Source organism: Streptomyces sp. NPDC002623 (assembly GCF_053592635.1).
In genome coordinates this window covers 95,696-112,176 of sequence record NZ_JBSFWB010000009.1, presented here as the reverse complement: position 1 = coordinate 112,176, position 16,481 = coordinate 95,696, and the positions used below count along the sequence as shown (strand labels likewise).

Sequence of the window (16,481 nt, the reverse complement as noted above, 5' to 3'; positions counted from 1 at the left end):
GGCTTATGGGCAGCGAGGAGAGCGTGACGAGTGCGGCCGGTCCGGCCGGTCCGGCCGGTCCGACCGGTGCGTCCGGTGGGTCCGGTGCGTCCGGTGCCGAGGAGCCGCGGCCCGGTGGCGGCGGTGGTTCGATCGCGCACCGCGTCCCGGACCTGGGCGCGCTGGAACTGCTGCTGGCCGTGGCCCGGCTGGGCAGTCTGGGCGCCGCCGCGCGCGAGCTCGGCATCACCCAGCCCGCCGCGAGCAGCCGCGTCCGCTCCATGGAGCGCCAGCTGGGCGTGGCCCTGGTGGACCGGTCGCCGCGCGGCTCCCGGCTCACCGGCGCCGGCGCGCTGGTCACGGACTGGGCGCGGCGGATCGTCGAGGCGGCGCAGGCGTTCGACGCGGGCGCGCAGGCGCTGCGCGACCGCCGGGACTCACGGCTGCGGGTGGCGGCGAGCATGACGATCGCCGAGTACCTGCTGCCCGGCTGGCTGCTCGCGCTGCGCGCCGGCCGGCCGGACACGGCGGTGTCGCTGCTGGCCGGCAACTCGGCGGCGGTCGCCGAGCGGCTGCTGGCCGGGGAGGCGGACCTCGGCTTCGTGGAGGGGCTCACGGTGCCGCCCGGCCTGGACTCCGCGGTGATCGCCCATGACCACCTCATCGTCGTCGTCGCGCCCGCCCACCCGTGGGCCCGCCGCCGGCGCCCGCTGCCCGCGGCCGAGCTGGCGGCCACGCCGCTGATCCTGCGGGAGGAGGGCTCGGGGACGCGTCAGGTCCTCGACACGGCGCTCGGCGGTCTGGCCCGGCCCCTGATCGAGCTCTCCTCGACGACGGCCGTGAAGGCGGCGGTGGTGAGCGGGGCGGGCCCGGCGGTCCTGAGCGAGTTGGCGGTCGGCGACGAACTGGCGCTGCGCCGCCTGGTCGACATACCGGTCGAGGGCGTCTCCCTGGCCCGCGACCTGCGCGCGGTATGGCCGACGGGCCACCGCCCGACGGGCCCGGCGAGAGAACTGCTCACCCTGACCCGTGGGTAAGCGGGTCGAGCGAAGCAGGCTGCGGTTCGGCAGCGCCCTGAAGGGGCGCGGGGCGCTGACATCTGCGGCTCCGCCGCGCGGGCGCGACCAGCCACGACGGCCCCGCACCGGAACGACGGCACATCCCGGCACTCCGTCCAGGCCGGTTCGAGGCCGAGGCCGCTCAGCCCGACGGGGGTGCGGGCGCACGGCTCCCGGGCACGGCGACCGTCCGCTCGGGCCGTGGGCGGCCGGCGGCCGCCACCAGCGCGCGCATGACCCGGACGTCCTCGCCCATCTCCGGATGCCACTGCACGCCCAGCACCCAGTCTGCGGACGGCAGTTCGACGGCCTCGACGGTGCCGTCCGCCGCGTACGCCGACGGGACCAGGCCCGTGCCGAGGCGGTCCACCGCCTGGTGGTGGAAGGTCGGCACCGCGGTCTCCTCCGCGACGACCTCCGCGTACAGCGTGCCGGGGACCGGCTTGACCGGGTGGCTGCCGAAGACGCCGACGACCTCGGCGTGTCCGTCGATGTGCTGCGTCAGGGTGCCGCCGAGCGCGACGTTCAGCAGCTGCAGGCCCCGGCAGATGCCGAGCAGCGGGACGTCCGCCGCCAGCGCCGCGTCGATCAGGGCCAGCTCCCACGCGTCCCGCTCCGGGGCCGGCGCTCCGGTGCGGGGGTCGGGCTCGGCGCCGTAGCGGACCGGCTCGACGTCGGGGCCGCCCGCGATCACCAGGCCGTCGAGGCGTGCCACGGTCGCCGCCGCGTGCTCGGGCGCGTCCGGCGGGAGCATCGCGGCCAGCCCGCCGGCCCGCTGCACGAGCCGTGGGTACCCGACGGGCAGCAGCGCCGCCTCCAGCTCCCACACGCCCCAGCGCGTCCCGGACTCCAGATACGTGCTGACGCCGATCAGCGGCCTGCCGCTCGCCATACGCTCTCCCGTCCCTCCATGACCGACTGAATCAATGACCGACTCAATGGGCTGCATGCGTACCTTTAGCTTCGCACATGCTCCTGCTCATGCCAGGAAGCCCCTGAGCAGGGCAGCCGTCCCCGCGCAGTGCTCCCGCATCATCTCCCGCGCGCCGTCCGCGTCCCCGTCCAGCACCGCCTCCACCAGCGCGGTGTGCTGCCGCTGCGAGTGCTCGAGGTTGCGGACCAGCAGCGGGATGCAGTCGAGCAGATCGTTCACCGTGGCCCGGACCGCCGCGTACCGCGCGGTCAGCGAGGGGGAGCCGCACAGCTCGGCCAGGGTGAGGTGGAGCATCGTGTCCAGGCGGCGGTAGTCGGCCAGCGGCGCGTCCGCGGTGGCCGCCAGGGCCTCGCGCAGCCGCTCCGCCTGCTCGCCCGTCAGCCCGTGCGTGGCGCACAGCCCGGCCGCGCCCACCTCCAGCACCTCGCGGAAGCGCAACACGTCCTCGATGTCGGTCTCCGCGATCCGCCGCCGCAGCTCGTCCTCGCCGTCGGCGTCCGCGCGCGGCAGCGCACGCGGCAGCACAAACGTTCCGCCGTACCGGCCGCGGCGGGACTCGACCAGCCCCTGGTCCTGGAGGACCTTCAGCACCTCGCGCAGCGTCACCCGGCTGATCCCGAGCCGCTCCGCCAGGTCCCGCTCGGCCGGCAGCCGTTCGCCCCCCGGCACCAGACCGAGACGTACCACCTGCAGGATCTGCTCCAGCGCCTCCTCGAAGCCGTTCCCGGCCCGCACCGGCCGCAGCACCGGCGTCAGCCGGTCGTCCGGTCCGCCGTCAGCGTCCACCGACATCTGGCCGTGCCCCCTTCCCAAGCAATGGTTCTCCGCAATACCTTATGGCTCCCGGCCGCCCCAAGCAGCCGAGGAAGCCGAAGGAGGCCGTCCCGTGGCAGACCGCACACCCCCGCTCGGCGTCGAGGAGCTGCACGCCCTCGTCGCGAGCGGTGAGATCGACACTGTCGTCCTGGCCTTCCCCGACATGCAAGGGCGGCTCCAGGGCAAACGGTTCGCCGCCGGATTCTTCCTCGACGACGTCCTGCGGCACGGCACCGAGGGCTGCAACTACCTCCTCGCCGTCGACACGGAGATGAACACCGTCGACGGATACGCCATGTCCTCCTGGGAGACCGGCTACGGCGACTTCGCCATGCGCCCCGACCTGGCCACCCTGCGCCGCGTGCCCTGGAACGCCGGCACGGCCATGCTGATCGCCGACCTCGCCTGGAACGACGGCTCGCCCGTGGTCGCCGCACCGCGCCAGATCCTGCGCCGCCAGCTGGAGCGCCTCGCCGAGCACGGCTTCACCGCCCAGGTCGGCACGGAACTCGAGTTCATCGTCTTCAAGGACAGCTACGAGGCCGCCTGGGACGCGAACTACCGCGGACTCACCCCGGCCAACCAGTACAACATCGACTACTCGGTCCTCGGCACCGGCCGCATCGAGCCGCTGCTGCGCCGCATCCGCAACGAGATGGCCGGCGCCGGCCTCACCGTCGAGTCCGCCAAGGGCGAGTGCAACCCCGGCCAGCACGAGATCGCCTTCCGCTACGACGAGGCCCTGGTCACCTGCGACCAGCACGCCGTCTACAAGACCGGCGCCAAGGAGATCGCCTCCCAGGAGGGCGTCTCGCTGACCTTCATGGCGAAGTACAACGAGCGCGAGGGCAACTCCTGCCACATCCACCTCTCGCTCACCGACGCCGACGGCGCCAACGTCATGGCCGGCACCGCCGCGGACCCGGGCGGCATGTCCGACGTCATGCGCCACTTCCTCGCCGGACAGCTGGCCGCACTGCGCGACTTCTCCCTCCTCTACGCCCCCAACATCAACTCCTACAAGCGGTTCCAGCCCGGCTCCTTCGCGCCCACCGCCGTCGCCTGGGGCTACGACAACCGCACCTGCGCGCTGCGGATCGTCGGCCACGGCCGCTCGATGCGCTTCGAGAACCGGCTGCCGGGCGGCGACGTCAACCCGCACCTCGCCGTCGCGGGCCTGGTCGCGGCCGGCCTGTACGGCATCGAGCAGAAGCTGGAGCTGCCCGAGGCCTGCGCCGGCAACGCCTACACCGCCGACTACGCGCACGTCCCCACCACCCTGCGCGAGGCCGCCGAACTGTGGTCCGCCAGCCCGATCGCCCAGGCCGCCTTCGGGGACGAAGTCGTCGCGCACTACGCCAACATGGCCCGAGTCGAGCTGGCGGCCTTCGACGCCGCGGTCACCGACTGGGAGCTGCGCCGCTCCTTCGAACGCCTGTGATTCGAACGCCTGTGAAAGGTCACCCCGTGTCCGACCCGCACGAACTCGTCGTCCTCAACCCCGCCACCGAGGAAGTGGTCGCGACCGTCCCCGCCGCCACCGAGGCCGACGTGGACGCGGCCGTCGCCCGCGCCGCACGGGCACAGACGCACTGGGCCGCGCTGCCCCCCGCCGACCGCGCCCGGCTGCTGCGCCGCTTCGCCGACGTCGTCGACACGCACGTCGAGGAACTGGCGCTGCTGGAGGTCCGCGAGGCCGGCCACCTCCTCGGCAACGCCCGCTGGGAGGCCGGCAACGCCCGCGACCTGCTGCTCTACGCCGCCGGCGGCGTCGAACGGCTCCTGGGCGGCCAGATCCCGGTCCCCGGCGGCTGGAACGTCACCTTCCACGAGCCGCTCGGCGTGGTCGGCGTGATCGCCCCCTGGAACTTCCCCATGCCCATCGCGGCCTGGGGCTCCTTCCCGGCCCTCGCCGCCGGCAACGCGGTCCTCCTCAAGCCCGCCGAGACCACCCCGCTCACCGCCCTGCGGCTGGCCGAACTCGCCCTGGAGGCCGGCCTGCCCGAACACCTCTTCCAGGTCCTGCCCGGCCACGGCGCGGTCGCCGGACGTGCGCTCGTCGACCACCCCGGCGTGGCGAAGATCGTCTTCACCGGCTCCACCGGCACCGGCCGCGAGGTCATGGAACGCTGCGCCCGCCAGGTCAAGCCGGTCACCCTCGAACTCGGCGGCAAGAGCCCGAACGTCGTCTTCGCCGACGCCGACCTGAAGCGGGCCGTCGACCCGTTCTCCTTCCTCGACAACTCCGGCCAGGACTGCTGCGCCCGCACCCGGATCCTCGTCCAGGAGTCGGTGTACGACGAGGTGGCCGACCATCTGGCCCGCGAACTGTCCGCCGTGGTGGTCGGCGACCCGGCCGACGCGGCGACGACCATGGGCCCGCTGATCTCCCGCCGCCAGGTCGAGCGCGTACGGTCGTTCGTGCCGGACGACGCCCCGGCGCTGCGCGGGACGGCCCCCGAGGGCCCCGGCTTCTGGTTCCCGCCGACGGTCCTGACGGGCGAGGCCTCCGACTCCGCCGCCGCCCGCGAGGAGATCTTCGGACCCGTCGCCGTCCTGCTCCCCTTCACCGACGAGGCGGACGCGATCCGGCTCGCCAACGACACCCCCTACGGCCTCTCCGGCTCCGTCTGGACCCGGGACGTCGGCCGCGCCCTGCGCGTCTCGGGGGCCGTGCGGGCCGGCAACCTGTCCGTCAACTCCCACTCCAGCGTCCGCTACTGGACGCCCTTCGGCGGCTACAAGCAGTCCGGCGTCGGCCGCGAGCTGGGACCGGACGCCCTGACCGCCTTCACCGAAACCAAGAACGTCTTCATCAGCACGGAGGGCCCCGCACAGTGACCGAAGCAATGACCGAAGCAGTGGTGTGCCGTCGTCTCGTCGGCCGCACGGCCGTCATCACCGGAGCCGGCAGCGGCATCGGCCTCGCCACCGCGCGCCGGCTCGCCTCCGAGGGCGCGCACGTCGTCTGCGGCGACGTCGACGAGGCCCGCGGCAAGGCGGCCGCCGAAGAGGTCGGCGGGATCTTCGTGAAGGTCGACGTCACCGACCCCGAGCAGGTCGAGGCGCTGTTCAAGACCGCCTACGACACCTACGGCAGCGTCGACATCGCCTTCAACAACGCCGGCATCTCCCCGCCCGACGACGACTCCATCCTGGAGACCGGCCTCGAGGCCTGGAAGCGCGTCCAGGAGGTCAACCTGACCTCCGTCTACCTGTGCTGCAAGGCCGCCATCCCCTACATGCGGCGCCAGGGCAAGGGCTCCATCATCAACACGGCGTCCTTCGTGGCCAGGATGGGCGCGGCCACCTCCCAGATCTCCTACACGGCCTCCAAGGGCGGTGTGCTGGCGATGTCCCGCGAACTGGGCGTGCAGTTCGCCCGGGAGGGCATCCGCGTCAACGCCCTCTGCCCCGGGCCGGTCAACACCCCGCTCCTCCAGGAACTGTTCGCCACGGACCCGGAGCGGGCCGCCCGCCGCCTGGTCCACATCCCGGTCGGCCGGTTCGCCGAGGCCGAGGAGATCGCCGCCGCCGTGGCCTTCCTGGCCAGCGACGACTCCTCGTTCGTCAACGCCAGCGACTTTCTGGTGGACGGCGGGATCTCGGGCGCGTACGTCACGCCCCTGTAGGCCGCGTCAGAGGAACGTGTGACCCTCGCCCCGGTAGGTCGGGACGGTCGCCGTCACCTCGTCCCCCTCGACGAGGTGCAGCACGTCGAACCGCTCGCACAGCTCACCGGCCTTCGCATGCCGGAACCACACCTTGTCGCCGATCAGCAGATCGTCGGCGGGGGAGCCGAGCAGCGGCGTCTGCACCTCGCCCGGCCCCTCCTGGGGGTCGTAGCGCAGCCCCTCCGGCAGGTACGGCACCGGCAGCCGGTCGGGTCCGGCCGCGCCGGAGGCCGGATAGCCGCCGCCGAGGACGGTCACGATCCCGACCCCCGGCCGCCGGACGACGGGGTGGGCGAACAGGGCGGCCGGACGCCCGCTGAAGGACGTGTAGTTGTCGAACAGCCGCGGCACGTACAGCCCCGACCCGGCCGCGATCTCCGTGACCGCGTCCTCCGCGGCGGTGTGCTGCACACTGCCGGTGCCGCCGCCGTTGACGAACTCCAGATCCGGGACGACGGCCCGCACCGCGCGCACCACCGCGGCGCGCCGCTCGGCCAGCTCCCGGCGGGCGGTCGCCTGCATCAGCCGGATCGCCCGGGACCGGAAGGGCCGCCCGGCGAGGGAGTCGCCGACCCCGGCGATATGACCCTCGTACGCCATGATCCCCACGAGCCTGAAACCGGGCCGTCGGGCCACCGCCCGCGCCACGTCGGCGACCTGGGCGGGGGAGTGCAGCGGCGAGCGCAGCGCGCCGACCCGCAGCCGGCCGCCGAGCAGCTTCAGCGAGGTGTCCAACTCCAGGCAGACCCGGACGACTTCGCTCCCCTCGCCGCGCGCCGCGTCGATCAGATCGAGCTGGGCCACGTCGTCGACCATGACGGTGACGGCCGCGGCCAGCTTCGGGTCGGCGGCCAGTTCGGCGAAGGCGGTGCGGTCGGCCGAGGGGTAGGCGAGGAGGACGTCGTCGAACCCCGACCGCGCCAGCCACAGCGATTCGGCGAGGGTGAACGACATGATCCCCGCGAAGCCGTCCTTCGCCAGGACGCGTTCCAGCAGCGTCCGGCAGCGCACGGATTTGCTGGCGACCCGGATCGGCTTTCCGCCGGCCCGGCGCACCAGATCCTCCGCGTTGGCGTCGAAGGCGTCCAGGTCCACAAGGGCGAGCGGGGCGTCGAGATGGGCGGTGGCCCGGTCGTAACGGGCCCGGTCGGCGGCGCGCGCAGTCATGAACGAAGCCTGCCAGACAGGATTACCGCAGGGTAGGGGGACGTTCCGGGCAGATGCCCCGGGGGGTACGGACTGGTTCCCGTTCGACCGGCGACAAGCCGTAGAGTGACGCGCACGCACGGAGGAACGGCTCTGGCCGGGCGCCCGCTTCGGGATGCCGGTCCTCCTGTGCGGGTATGCGTGCCCGGAACGGACTGTCGTGTCCGCACCGGGACCGCCCGGGCACGAGATTCGACGGCCCGCGTAGGAGAACGACGGCCCGGGGACGAGGAAACGGGGGGTGCATGAGCACGGAAGAACTCCGCGCCTCGGTCCCCCAGCGCCCGGACGCGCCTCCCCGCCCCGGCGTCCCGCCCCGCCCGACCACCCCTCCCCGCCCGCCGGAGCCGCCGACGGCGGGCCCGGAACCGACGGACGACGCGGCCGACCCGACGCAGGCGCCGACCGCCTCGTCCCCCGCGGACCCGATTCCCCCCGTTCCCCCCGCCGCCTCCCGCTTCTTCGGCCTGCGGGCCCAGCACACGGACGACATGACCCCGCCCCCGCCGCCCGCGTCGGCCCGCTTCCCAGACATCCCGCCGCGGCCGAGCCGCCCCGCCTCGACCCCGCGACGCGACGACGCTCAGGCGCCCGGGCGAGCCGAGGAACGCCCGTCCACCGCCGGCGTCCCGCGCCCCACGCCACCCCACGACTTCCGCCGCGCCCCCCGCCCCACCAGGCCGGCCCCCCGCCCCACCGCTCCGGACACCCCGGGTTCCTCCGCAGGCCGAGAGAGCGCTCGCCCGCCCCGGTGGGAGGCCTCGCGCGCCGCCGGTCCGGAGGGTTCCCGTCCTTCGGGCCCGCCGTCCGAGTCCCGTCCCGCGGCCCCGGACACCCCAGGTTCCGCAGGCCGAGAGAGCGCCCGCCCGCCCCGGTGGGAGGCTTCGCGTGCCGCCGGTCCGGAGGGTTCCCGTCCTTCGGGCCCACCGCCCGAGCCCCGTCCCGCGGCCCCGGACACCCCGGGTTCCGCGGGCCGAGAGAGCGCTCGCCCGCCCCGGTGGGAGGCTTCGCGCACCGCCGGTCCGGAGGGGCCTCGTCCTTCGGGCCCGCCGTTCGAGCCCCGTCCCGCGGCCCCGGACACCCCAGGTTCCGCGGGCCGGGAGGGCGCTCGCCCGCCGCGGTGGGAGGGTTCGCGTGCCGCTGGTTCGGAGGGGTCCCGGCCTTCGGGCCCGCCGTCCGAGGCTCGGACCGTGGGCTCCGACAGTGCTTCCGCCGCTGATTCCGACAGCGCCTGGACGCCCCTGCCGCGCAGCTGGGTGCCCGCGCCGGGGCGGAGTCGGCAGGAGACGGAGGCGGACAGCGCCCGGGCCGGATACAGCCGAGGCGACGCGGCGACCGTTCCCGGGACGGACGAGGGACCGGCCTGGACTCCCGCCGCGGCCCTGCTGCGGCCCGACTTCACCGTGCCGCCCGCGCCCTCCGCGCCCCCCGTGCCGCCTGTGCCCTCCACACCGCCCCCGGCGCCCCCTGCGCCCGAAGTCCCGAGGCGGCCCGACACCGCCCCGGACATGCCGAGCGGGCCCGATCCGGCCCTCTCGTGGAGCGCTCCCATGACCCCGGGCGGCACCCTGGGCGCCACCCGGCCCGTGGTGACGTTCGCGCAGCCCGAGGCGTACCGCGACGCACCCCGGCACCGGACCAGAAGGGCACGCACCGCCGCGGCCGCCGTCGGCGCGGTCCTCGGACTGGGCCTCATCGGCGGTGCCGTGACCGGCAGTTGGCTCGTCGGCGACTCCGAGGACGGCGGTGAGCGCAGCGCCTACACCGCCGCCGCCGGCCTGTGGCACAACGTGCCCGTCGACCAGCTCTTCCCGCCCACGGTCGACGGACAGGGCGCCGGACCCGGCGGCGCCGACCGCACCTGGACGCGGATCGCCGTCGCCCCGGACAGCGGCTGCGCCGACGCCTTCGACCCGCTGCTGCTCAAGGCCCTCGCCCCGGTCGGCTGCCAGCGGCTCCTGCGCGCCACCTACACCGACGCCACCCAGAGCTATGTGACCACCGTCGGCCTGCTGTTCACCAACGCCGACGCGGCCGCCATGCGCTCGCTCGACACCCGCTTCTCGAAGCAGGGCCTGGCGAAACGGGCCGACCTGATGCCCCGCCCCTACGCCGCGAAGGACACCGTCGCGGCCGCCTTCGGCGACAAGCAGCGCGCCGCGTGGACGGTCTCCGTCCTCACCGACGCACCCGTCGTCGTCTACGCCGTCTCCGGCTGGGCCGACGGCCGCACCGTCGACGCCCCGGAGCCCGCCCCGGTGGCCACCGCGACCGGCGCCACCACCGCCCCCGCCCAGGCCGGCCTCGGCCACGAGGCGCAGGGCCTCGCCGACCGCATCGAGCGCGGCCTGCGCAAGACCGCCGCCACGCCCTCGGAGCAGCCCTCATGAGCACCCGTACGACCCGCGCGACCCGCAGGGCCGGGCTCCTGTGCTGCCTCCTCGCCGCCGCCGTCGCCCTCGCGCCGACGTCCACGGCCTACGCCGACAGCATCCGCGCCCAGCAGTGGGCCCTGGAGGCGCTGCACACCCAGGAGGCCTGGGAGACGACCAAGGGCAAGGGCATCACCGTCGCCGTCCTGGACACCGGCGTCGAGGCCGACCACCCCGACCTCGCCGGCAACATCCTCACCGGCAAGGACATGGTCGGCTTCGGCGCGAAAGAGGGCGATCGCGCCTGGGCCCACCACGGCACCGCGATGGCCAGCATCATCGCCGGTCACGGCCACGGCTACGACAACGCCGAGGGCGTCCTCGGGATCGCCCCCGAGGCGAAGATCCTCCCCGTCCGCGTGATCCTGGAGGACGACGACCCACAGCGCACCAAGGCCCGCAACACCCGAGGCAACGCCCTCGCCGAAGGCATCCGCTGGGCCGCCGACCAGGGCGCCGACGTCATCAACCTCTCCCTCGGCGACGACTCGGCCTCCGCCCACCCCGAGCCAGCCGAGGACGAGGCCGTCCAGTACGCGCTGGCGAAGGGCTCGGTCGTCGTCGCCTCGGCCGGCAACGGCGGCGAGAAGGGCGACCACATCTCCTACCCGGCGGCCTACCCGGGCGTCATCGCCGCGACCGCCGTCGACCGCTACGGAGCCCGCGCCTCGTTCTCCACCCGCCGCTGGTACGCCACGGTCAGCGCGCCCGGCGAGGGCGTCGTCATCGCCGACCCGGACCACAAGTACTACCAGGGCTGGGGGACCAGCGCCGCCTCCGCGTTCGTCTCGGGGGCCGTCGCGCTCGTCAAGGCCGCCCACCCCGGTCTGACCCCGGCGCAGATGAAGAAGCTCCTGGAGGACACCGCCCGCAACGCCCCCGCCGGCGGCCGCGACGACTCCCGGGGCTACGGCTTCCTCGACCCGGCCGCCGCGATCAAGGCCGCCGCCGACCTGAAGCCGGAGGGCCTGCGCTCCGCGGCCTACGGCGAGCGGTACTTCGGCGCAGGACCGGACCAGCCGAAACCGCAGGACGACACGTCGAGCTGGGCGGGCCTGGCCGCGGGCGGCGCCGGGGGAGTGCTGCTGGTGGCGGCGGTCGTCCTGTGGCGCGGCCGCCGGGAGCCCGACCCGCACGAGGCGTTCGAGCCGCTCTAGCGGGCCGGCCGCACCGGTCACTCGGTGGCGGTCGCCGACGCCGAGGCGGTCCCGTCGGTGAACACCGACACCGCCGCCCGCGCCACCGACTCGACCAGCGAGATCCCCGTGGCCTGCGTCGCGTTGCCGTTGGACAGCACGGCCACCAGGTAGTCCCGGCCGTCGACGGTCACCCGTCCGATGCTGTTGACGTCCCACAGCGCGGTCGTGCTGCGCGCCAGCCAGCCGTTCTTCAGCGCCCACGAGGACCCGTCGGCCGCGGCCGAGACACCCCAGTGCTGGTCCGCGGCTATCTGCTTCATCAGGCCCTGGAGGTAGCTCTGCGAGGCCTCGGTCAGCTCCGAGTCGTCCCCGAACACCTGCTGGAGCAGCCTGAGCTGGTCGGCGGCCGTGGTCTGGGTCAGCCCCCACAGCATGTCGTCGCCGCCCTCGGTCCCCGTCAGCCCGAACACCTCGTTCGCGGCGTCGAGCCCCTCGGCCTTGCCGATGATCCGCCACAGCTCCGACGCCGAGACGTTGTCGCTGTTCTCGATCATCGCGGTGGCGTACGACTTCTCGGCCGTCGTCAGCCGGCGGTCCGCCTGCTGCGCCTGGAGCAGCAGCGTCGCCAGGATGTCCACCTTGACGATGCTCGCCGTGTCGAAGGCGCGCGCGCCGTAGGCGGCGCTGTCACCGGAGTCCATGTCGAGGACGGCCACGGACACGGCCGCGTCGTCCGGCACGGTCACCGACGTCATCGCCGACGCCAGCAGCGCGTCGTGGTCCGGCTCGGGCACCGCCACGGTCTCCACCGTCATCTCCTCGCTCCCGGACTCCGAAGCCGAGGCCGAGGCCGACGGAGCCGGAGAGGACGACGATGACGATACGGCTCCCGCGCGCGCGTGCGCCTGTGCCTTCACATATACGGTCCCGCCCGCCGTGGCCCCCAGGACGGCGACCGTGGCGAGCGCGGTGTACAGGAGCGGCCGGCGCCGGGAGGGGTGAGCGCGGCGGCTGCGACGTGCTCTGGAAGACTCCATGCCCGTGATGTTCGGGGGCCCGACTGTGCGCGCCGTTAGACGGACGTTAGAGGTGTGTCAGGGAACTCTGAGAATCCTATGAAAGTCGTCACCGTCGCGTTTCGGTCCCCGCACAAGCCCAGCAGCATCCCCCCGATAAGGTCGACGACCGTGGCGAACAAGAACATTCCCGACTCCGGCTTCTCCGACGACGACGGCTCCGCCGATCCCCGGCTGAGCGCGGCGCTCGCCGCCTGGGCGCAGGACCGCACCGCCGTGGGCCCGGTCCTCGCGGCCCTCAAGGGCGCCCGGTTGCTCGTCCCCGTGGTGGCCGTGCTGGGCGAGGTCGAGGAGGGCGAGAACGGGCTGCGCCGTGAGAAGACCAGCGACATGGCCGTGCCGACCCTGAAGGCGGGCGGGCGCACCGCCCTGCCGGCCTTCACCTCCACCGACTCGCTGGCCCGCTGGGATCCCGAGGCCCGCCCCGTCGCCGTCCCGTTGCACCAGGCGCTGCAGGCGGCCGCGCACGAGAAGGCCGACACGGTCGTCCTCGACCTGGCGGGGCCGGTGGCCTTCGAGCTGACCGGGCCGGCGCTGCTGGCACTCGCCGAGGGCCGCACCTCGACCGACCCGCTCGCCGATCCGGCCGTGGTGGCGGCGGTCCGGGCCGCGGTGGCCGCCGAACCGGAGGTCCTCAGCGCCCACCTCGGCCCCGGTCGGGCCGACGGCACCCTCGCCCTCGTCCTCGACCCGGCGGCCGTCCCCGCCGAGGCCGCCCGGTCGGTGGCCCGGCGCCTCGCCGCCGACGAGACACTGAGGGCCCGCCTGGTGCGCGGTCTCGACCTGGCACTGCTGCCGGCCGGGACGACGCCTCCGGGCGAGCCCCTGTACAGGAAGAGCTGAACCGCCCCGGATCAGCCGTAGACCGGGCCCGTGTACTTCTCGCCCGGGCCGTGGCCCGGCTCGTCCGGGACCAGCGACGCCTCGCGGAACGCGAGCTGCAGCGACTTCAGCCCGTCGCGCAGCGGGGCCGCGTGGAAGGAGCTGATCTCGGTCGCGCTCGCGTCCAGCAGCCCGGCGAGGGCCGTCACCAGCTTGCGGGCCTCGTCCAGGTCCTTGTACTTGTCGCCCTCCTCCGTGAGCCCGAGCTTCACCGCGGCGGCGCTCATCAGGTTGACGGCGACCGTCACGATCACCTCGACGGCCGGGACCTCCGCGATGTCGCGGGTCATCTCGTCGAAGTCTGCGTTCTCAGGAGGGGTGTCACTCATGCAGGACACGATAGGCGCAGGGCGGAGCGGCGCCGTATCGAGGCTCGATTGGCCAGTCCTGGCGCAGGCTGCTAATCTCGTGTAACGACCGGTCGGACACGCGTGCCACCCAGCAGGCGGTCCGGCCCACAAAGTGGAGGCTCCGAACTCCCACCCGACCGTCCCCAGGGATGGCGGGTCACCCCGGTCAGGCGGCCACCATCGTTCCGTACGGACGATGGAGTCGCCGGTAGTGCGCCCCGCGGCAATCGCGGCGGTGCTCCGGTAGTGCTTGGAGCCCCGCATGTGATCGTTCGGGGCATTTTTTGTGCTTCGGCGTGGTTAATAGGTCTAACGAACACAGACGTTACGCGGCCGTCCGCCAGACCGCCGCGTGGTGCTACCGAGGAGGATCCATCAGCGCCGAGCCCCGCATCAACGACCGGATTCGCGTTCCCGAGGTGCGACTTGTCGGTCCCAGTGGCGAGCAGGTGGGCATCGTCCCCCTGGCCAAGGCACTGGAGCTTGCGCAGGAGTACGACCTGGACCTGGTCGAGGTCGCGGCGAACGCCCGCCCGCCGGTCTGCAAGCTCATGGACTACGGGAAGTTCAAGTACGAGTCGGCCATGAAGGCCCGTGAGGCGCGCAAGAACCAGGCGCACACGGTCATCAAGGAGATGAAGCTCCGGCCGAAGATCGACCCGCACGACTATGACACCAAGAAGGGTCACGTCGTTCGGTTCCTCAAGCAGGGCGACAAGGTCAAGATCACGATCATGTTCCGCGGTCGTGAGCAGTCCCGGCCGGAGCTCGGCTACCGACTGCTGCAGCGTCTCGCGTCGGACGTCGAGGACCTCGGGTTCATCGAGTCGAACCCGAAGCAGGACGGCCGAAACATGATCATGGTTCTCGGTCCGCACAAGAAGAAGACCGAGGCGATGGCCGAGGCCCGTCAGGCGCAGGAGGCCCGCAAGGCCGAGGCGAAGGCCAACCCGGGCCGCTCGCAGAACGCCGCGGACGCCGACGCCGTGAACGCCGAGACCGACGCCGACGTGGTGAACGCCGAGGCTGACGTCGAGGCCCCTGCCGAGGCTTCCGCCGAGGCGTGATCCGCGGGACGCGAGTCCCAAGGACATAACCGATTGCAAGCGACGTTCCACCGTGCCCGGTTTCACGACCGGGCACCGGAACGCCACCGACGAGGAGAGAACGGCGCTATGCCGAAGAACAAGTCGCACAGCGGTGCCAGCAAGCGCTTCAAGATCACCGGCTCCGGCAAGGTGCTCCGTGAGCGCGCCGGCAAGCGCCACCTGCTCGAGCACAAGTCGTCCCGTGTGACGCGTCGCCTCACCGGCAACGCCGAGATGGCCCCGGGCGACGCCGCGAAGATCAAGAAGCTTCTCGGCAAGTGACGAAGCGGCGCCTGATCCCTTGATCACCGCGCGCCGTACGTCTGGACCGGGACCCAATCGATTCCGGGCCGTGTGACGACAACCACGGCCCCGCTACAAGGAGTTAAAAAGTGGCACGCGTCAAGCGGGCAGTCAACGCCCACAAGAAGCGCCGGGCGATCCTCGAGGCGGCCTCCGGCTACCGCGGTCAGCGTTCGCGCCTGTACCGCAAGGCCAAGGAGCAGGTCACCCACTCGCTGGTCTACAACTACAACGACCGCAAGAAGCGCAAGGGCGACTTCCGTCGGCTGTGGATCCAGCGCATCAACGCCGCTGCCCGCGCCAACGGCATCACGTACAACCGCTTCATCCAGGGTCTGAACGCCGCGAACATCGAGGTCGACCGCAAGATCCTGGCCGAGCTGGCCGTGAACGACGCCACCGCGTTCGCCGCGCTGGTCGAGGTCGCGCAGAAGGCCCTGCCGGCGGACGTGAACGCGCCCAAGGCCGCGTGACGCTGCGCTGGCTTTGAGCCGATGTGAACGGGACCCGCAGGCTTGATGCCTGCGGGTCCTGCTGTGTCTCGCTAGTCGCCAAGGTGCGGGTCGGTGGGGGCTGGTCGCGCAGTTCCCCGCGCCCCTGGGGGGCTGCAGTCCCCCGCGAGTGAAGATCAAGGTGAAACAGAACATGACCTCCGCCAGCCCCGAGCTGATCTCTTCCCGTTCGCCGCGGGTCTCCGCTGCGCGGCGGTTGGCCAGGCGGAACTTTCGGGGGAAGGAGCGGCTGTTTCTCGCGGAGGGGCCGCAGGCCGTGCGGGAGGCCGCCGGGCATGCGGACACGCTGGTCGAGCTGTTCGCCACCGTCGAGGCGGCGGAGCGGTACGCCGACATCGTCGGCGAGGCCCGCGCCGCCGGCGCCCGGGTGCACCTGGCCGCCGAGCAGATCATCGAGGACATCTCCACCACCGTCACCCCGCAGGGCCTCGTCGGGATCTGCCGGTTCCTGGACACGCCGTTCGAGGAGATCCTCGCCGCCCGGCCGAAGCTCGTCGCCGTGCTCGCCCATGTGCGCGACCCCGGCAACGCCGGCACCGTGCTGCGGTGCGCCGACGCGGCCGGCGCCGAGGCCGTCGTCCTGACCGACGCCTCCGTCGACCTCTACAACCCCAAGGCCGTACGGGCGTCGGTGGGCTCCCTCTTCCACCTCCCGGTCGCCGTCGGGGTCCCCGTCGAGCAGGCCGTGGCCGGGCTGAAGGGCGCCGGGGTGCGGATCCTCGCCGCCGACGGCGCGGGCGACGACGACCTCGACGACGAACTCGACAAGGGCACCATGGGCGGGCCCACCGCCTGGGTGTTCGGGAACGAGGCCTGGGGGCTCCCGGAGGAGACCCGCGCGCTCGCCGACGCCGTCGTACGCGTCCCGATCCACGGGAAGGCCGAGAGCCTGAACCTCGCGACCGCCGCAGCCGTATGTCTCTACGCATCGGCCCGTGCACAGCGCGCCTCCGGAGGGTGCCGCTCCGTCACCGAGAGCTAGTAGGGTGACGAGCTCGGGGGGCCTCTTCCGGGAGGATGGGAGGTGGGGTA

The 16,481-nt window shown here is 73.3% G+C and carries 16 protein-coding genes; 11 read left to right on the top strand and 5 right to left on the bottom strand.

Annotated features, from left to right (window positions below):
- Positions 1 to 5 precede the first annotated feature (5 nt).
- On the top strand, positions 6 to 1,016 hold the full coding sequence (locus tag ACWD4O_RS18690) for a LysR family transcriptional regulator (RefSeq protein ID WP_451281041.1): 1,011 nt from the start codon (positions 6 to 8) through the stop codon (positions 1,014 to 1,016).
- A 163-nt stretch (positions 1,017 to 1,179) separates the two neighbouring features.
- Here the strand turns inward: ACWD4O_RS18690 and ACWD4O_RS18685 are convergent, their stop codons facing one another.
- A complete protein-coding gene (locus ACWD4O_RS18685; protein WP_451281039.1) occupies positions 1,180 to 1,929 on the bottom strand; it encodes a gamma-glutamyl-gamma-aminobutyrate hydrolase family protein in 750 nt (249 codons plus the stop codon).
- A gap of 87 nt (positions 1,930 to 2,016) precedes the next feature.
- Positions 2,017 to 2,763 carry a FadR/GntR family transcriptional regulator gene (locus ACWD4O_RS18680; protein ID WP_450947859.1) on the bottom strand — a complete coding sequence of 249 codons (747 nt, stop codon included), beginning with the start codon at positions 2,761 to 2,763 and terminating at the stop codon, positions 2,017 to 2,019.
- A gap of 94 nt (positions 2,764 to 2,857) precedes the next feature.
- Here ACWD4O_RS18680 and ACWD4O_RS18675 point away from each other — a divergent pair, with 94 nt between their 5' ends.
- Genes ACWD4O_RS18675 through ACWD4O_RS18665 form a run of 3 tightly spaced genes read left to right on the top strand, consistent with a single transcriptional unit; the run spans position 2,858 to position 6,419 of the window.
- Positions 2,858 to 4,228 (top strand): glutamine synthetase family protein, encoded by a 1,371-nt coding sequence (locus ACWD4O_RS18675; protein WP_451281037.1) that lies wholly within the window; start codon positions 2,858 to 2,860, stop codon positions 4,226 to 4,228.
- A gap of 26 nt (positions 4,229 to 4,254) precedes the next feature.
- Entirely contained in the window at positions 4,255 to 5,628 is a 1,374-nt protein-coding gene (locus ACWD4O_RS18670; protein WP_451281035.1) for an aldehyde dehydrogenase family protein, read from the top strand.
- Between the two features lie 8 nt (positions 5,629 to 5,636).
- Positions 5,637 to 6,419, top strand: a complete 783-nt coding sequence (locus ACWD4O_RS18665) for a 3-oxoacyl-ACP reductase (RefSeq protein WP_451281033.1) — start codon at positions 5,637 to 5,639, stop codon at positions 6,417 to 6,419.
- Positions 6,420 to 6,425: 6 nt separating this feature from the next.
- On the opposite strand, the gene ACWD4O_RS18660 is transcribed toward ACWD4O_RS18665, so the two are convergent.
- Positions 6,426 to 7,628, bottom strand: a complete 1,203-nt coding sequence (locus ACWD4O_RS18660) for an amino acid deaminase/aldolase (protein ID WP_358806404.1) — start codon at positions 7,626 to 7,628, stop codon at positions 6,426 to 6,428.
- A 1,229-nt stretch (positions 7,629 to 8,857) separates the two neighbouring features.
- On the opposite strand from ACWD4O_RS18660, the gene ACWD4O_RS18655 reads away from it, so the two are divergent.
- Together ACWD4O_RS18655 and mycP are read left to right on the top strand one after the other, a co-directional pair.
- Positions 8,858 to 10,057 (top strand): hypothetical protein, encoded by a 1,200-nt coding sequence (locus tag ACWD4O_RS18655; RefSeq protein ID WP_451281031.1) that lies wholly within the window; start codon positions 8,858 to 8,860, stop codon positions 10,055 to 10,057.
- Positions 10,054 to 11,256, top strand: coding sequence for a type VII secretion-associated serine protease mycosin (gene mycP / locus ACWD4O_RS18650; protein ID WP_451281029.1), 1,203 nt, complete (start codon positions 10,054 to 10,056; stop codon positions 11,254 to 11,256). The genes ACWD4O_RS18655 and mycP overlap by 4 nt, the downstream gene beginning before the upstream one ends.
- A 17-nt stretch (positions 11,257 to 11,273) precedes the next feature.
- Here mycP and ACWD4O_RS18645 read toward each other — a convergent pair whose 3' ends face one another.
- On the bottom strand, positions 11,274 to 12,275 hold the full coding sequence (locus ACWD4O_RS18645; RefSeq protein WP_451281027.1) for a serine hydrolase: 1,002 nt from the start codon (positions 12,273 to 12,275) through the stop codon (positions 11,274 to 11,276).
- 150 nt (positions 12,276 to 12,425) lie between these two features.
- On the opposite strand from ACWD4O_RS18645, the gene ACWD4O_RS18640 reads away from it, so the two are divergent.
- A complete protein-coding gene (locus tag ACWD4O_RS18640; protein ID WP_451281025.1) occupies positions 12,426 to 13,157 on the top strand; it encodes an SseB family protein in 732 nt (243 codons plus the stop codon).
- A gap of 11 nt (positions 13,158 to 13,168) precedes the next feature.
- Here ACWD4O_RS18640 and ACWD4O_RS18635 read toward each other — a convergent pair whose 3' ends face one another.
- Positions 13,169 to 13,525 carry a DUF1844 domain-containing protein gene (locus ACWD4O_RS18635; protein WP_451281023.1) on the bottom strand — a complete coding sequence of 119 codons (357 nt, stop codon included), beginning with the start codon at positions 13,523 to 13,525 and terminating at the stop codon, positions 13,169 to 13,171.
- A 395-nt stretch (positions 13,526 to 13,920) separates the two neighbouring features.
- On the opposite strand from ACWD4O_RS18635, the gene infC reads away from it, so the two are divergent.
- From infC to ACWD4O_RS18615, 4 genes are all read left to right on the top strand, one after another.
- Positions 13,921 to 14,613: a translation initiation factor IF-3 gene (gene infC / locus ACWD4O_RS18630; RefSeq protein ID WP_450947901.1), complete on the top strand. Its 693-nt coding sequence runs from the start codon at positions 13,921 to 13,923 to the stop codon at positions 14,611 to 14,613.
- Between the two features lie 108 nt (positions 14,614 to 14,721).
- Positions 14,722 to 14,916, top strand: a complete 195-nt coding sequence (gene rpmI, locus ACWD4O_RS18625; protein ID WP_003977225.1) for a 50S ribosomal protein L35 — start codon at positions 14,722 to 14,724, stop codon at positions 14,914 to 14,916.
- A 110-nt stretch (positions 14,917 to 15,026) separates the two neighbouring features.
- Positions 15,027 to 15,410, top strand: a complete 384-nt coding sequence (gene rplT, locus ACWD4O_RS18620; protein ID WP_020132316.1) for a 50S ribosomal protein L20 — start codon at positions 15,027 to 15,029, stop codon at positions 15,408 to 15,410.
- A gap of 172 nt (positions 15,411 to 15,582) precedes the next feature.
- Positions 15,583 to 16,431, top strand: coding sequence for a TrmH family RNA methyltransferase (locus ACWD4O_RS18615; protein WP_451281021.1), 849 nt, complete (start codon positions 15,583 to 15,585; stop codon positions 16,429 to 16,431).
- Positions 16,432 to 16,481: the final 50 nt, after the last annotated feature.

Bases quoted from the DNA above. Each gene is read 5' to 3' on its own strand.
- mycP (WP_451281029.1), top strand. From the start codon at position 10,054: ATGAGCACCCGTACGACCCGCGCGACCCGCAGGGCCGGGCTCCTGTGC.
- ACWD4O_RS18685 (WP_451281039.1), bottom strand. From the start codon at position 1,929: ATGGCGAGCGGCAGGCCGCTGATCGGCGTCAGCACGTATCTGGAGTCC.
- ACWD4O_RS18660 (WP_358806404.1), bottom strand. From the start codon at position 7,628: ATGACTGCGCGCGCCGCCGACCGGGCCCGTTACGACCGGGCCACCGCC.
- ACWD4O_RS18690 (WP_451281041.1), top strand. From the start codon at position 6: ATGGGCAGCGAGGAGAGCGTGACGAGTGCGGCCGGTCCGGCCGGTCCG.
- ACWD4O_RS18635 (WP_451281023.1), bottom strand. From the start codon at position 13,525: ATGAGTGACACCCCTCCTGAGAACGCAGACTTCGACGAGATGACCCGC.
- ACWD4O_RS18680 (WP_450947859.1), bottom strand. From the start codon at position 2,763: ATGTCGGTGGACGCTGACGGCGGACCGGACGACCGGCTGACGCCGGTG.
- ACWD4O_RS18615 (WP_451281021.1), top strand. From the start codon at position 15,583: ATGACCTCCGCCAGCCCCGAGCTGATCTCTTCCCGTTCGCCGCGGGTC.
- rpmI (WP_003977225.1), top strand. From the start codon at position 14,722: ATGCCGAAGAACAAGTCGCACAGCGGTGCCAGCAAGCGCTTCAAGATC.
- ACWD4O_RS18645 (WP_451281027.1), bottom strand. From the start codon at position 12,275: ATGGAGTCTTCCAGAGCACGTCGCAGCCGCCGCGCTCACCCCTCCCGG.
- ACWD4O_RS18665 (WP_451281033.1), top strand. From the start codon at position 5,637: ATGACCGAAGCAGTGGTGTGCCGTCGTCTCGTCGGCCGCACGGCCGTC.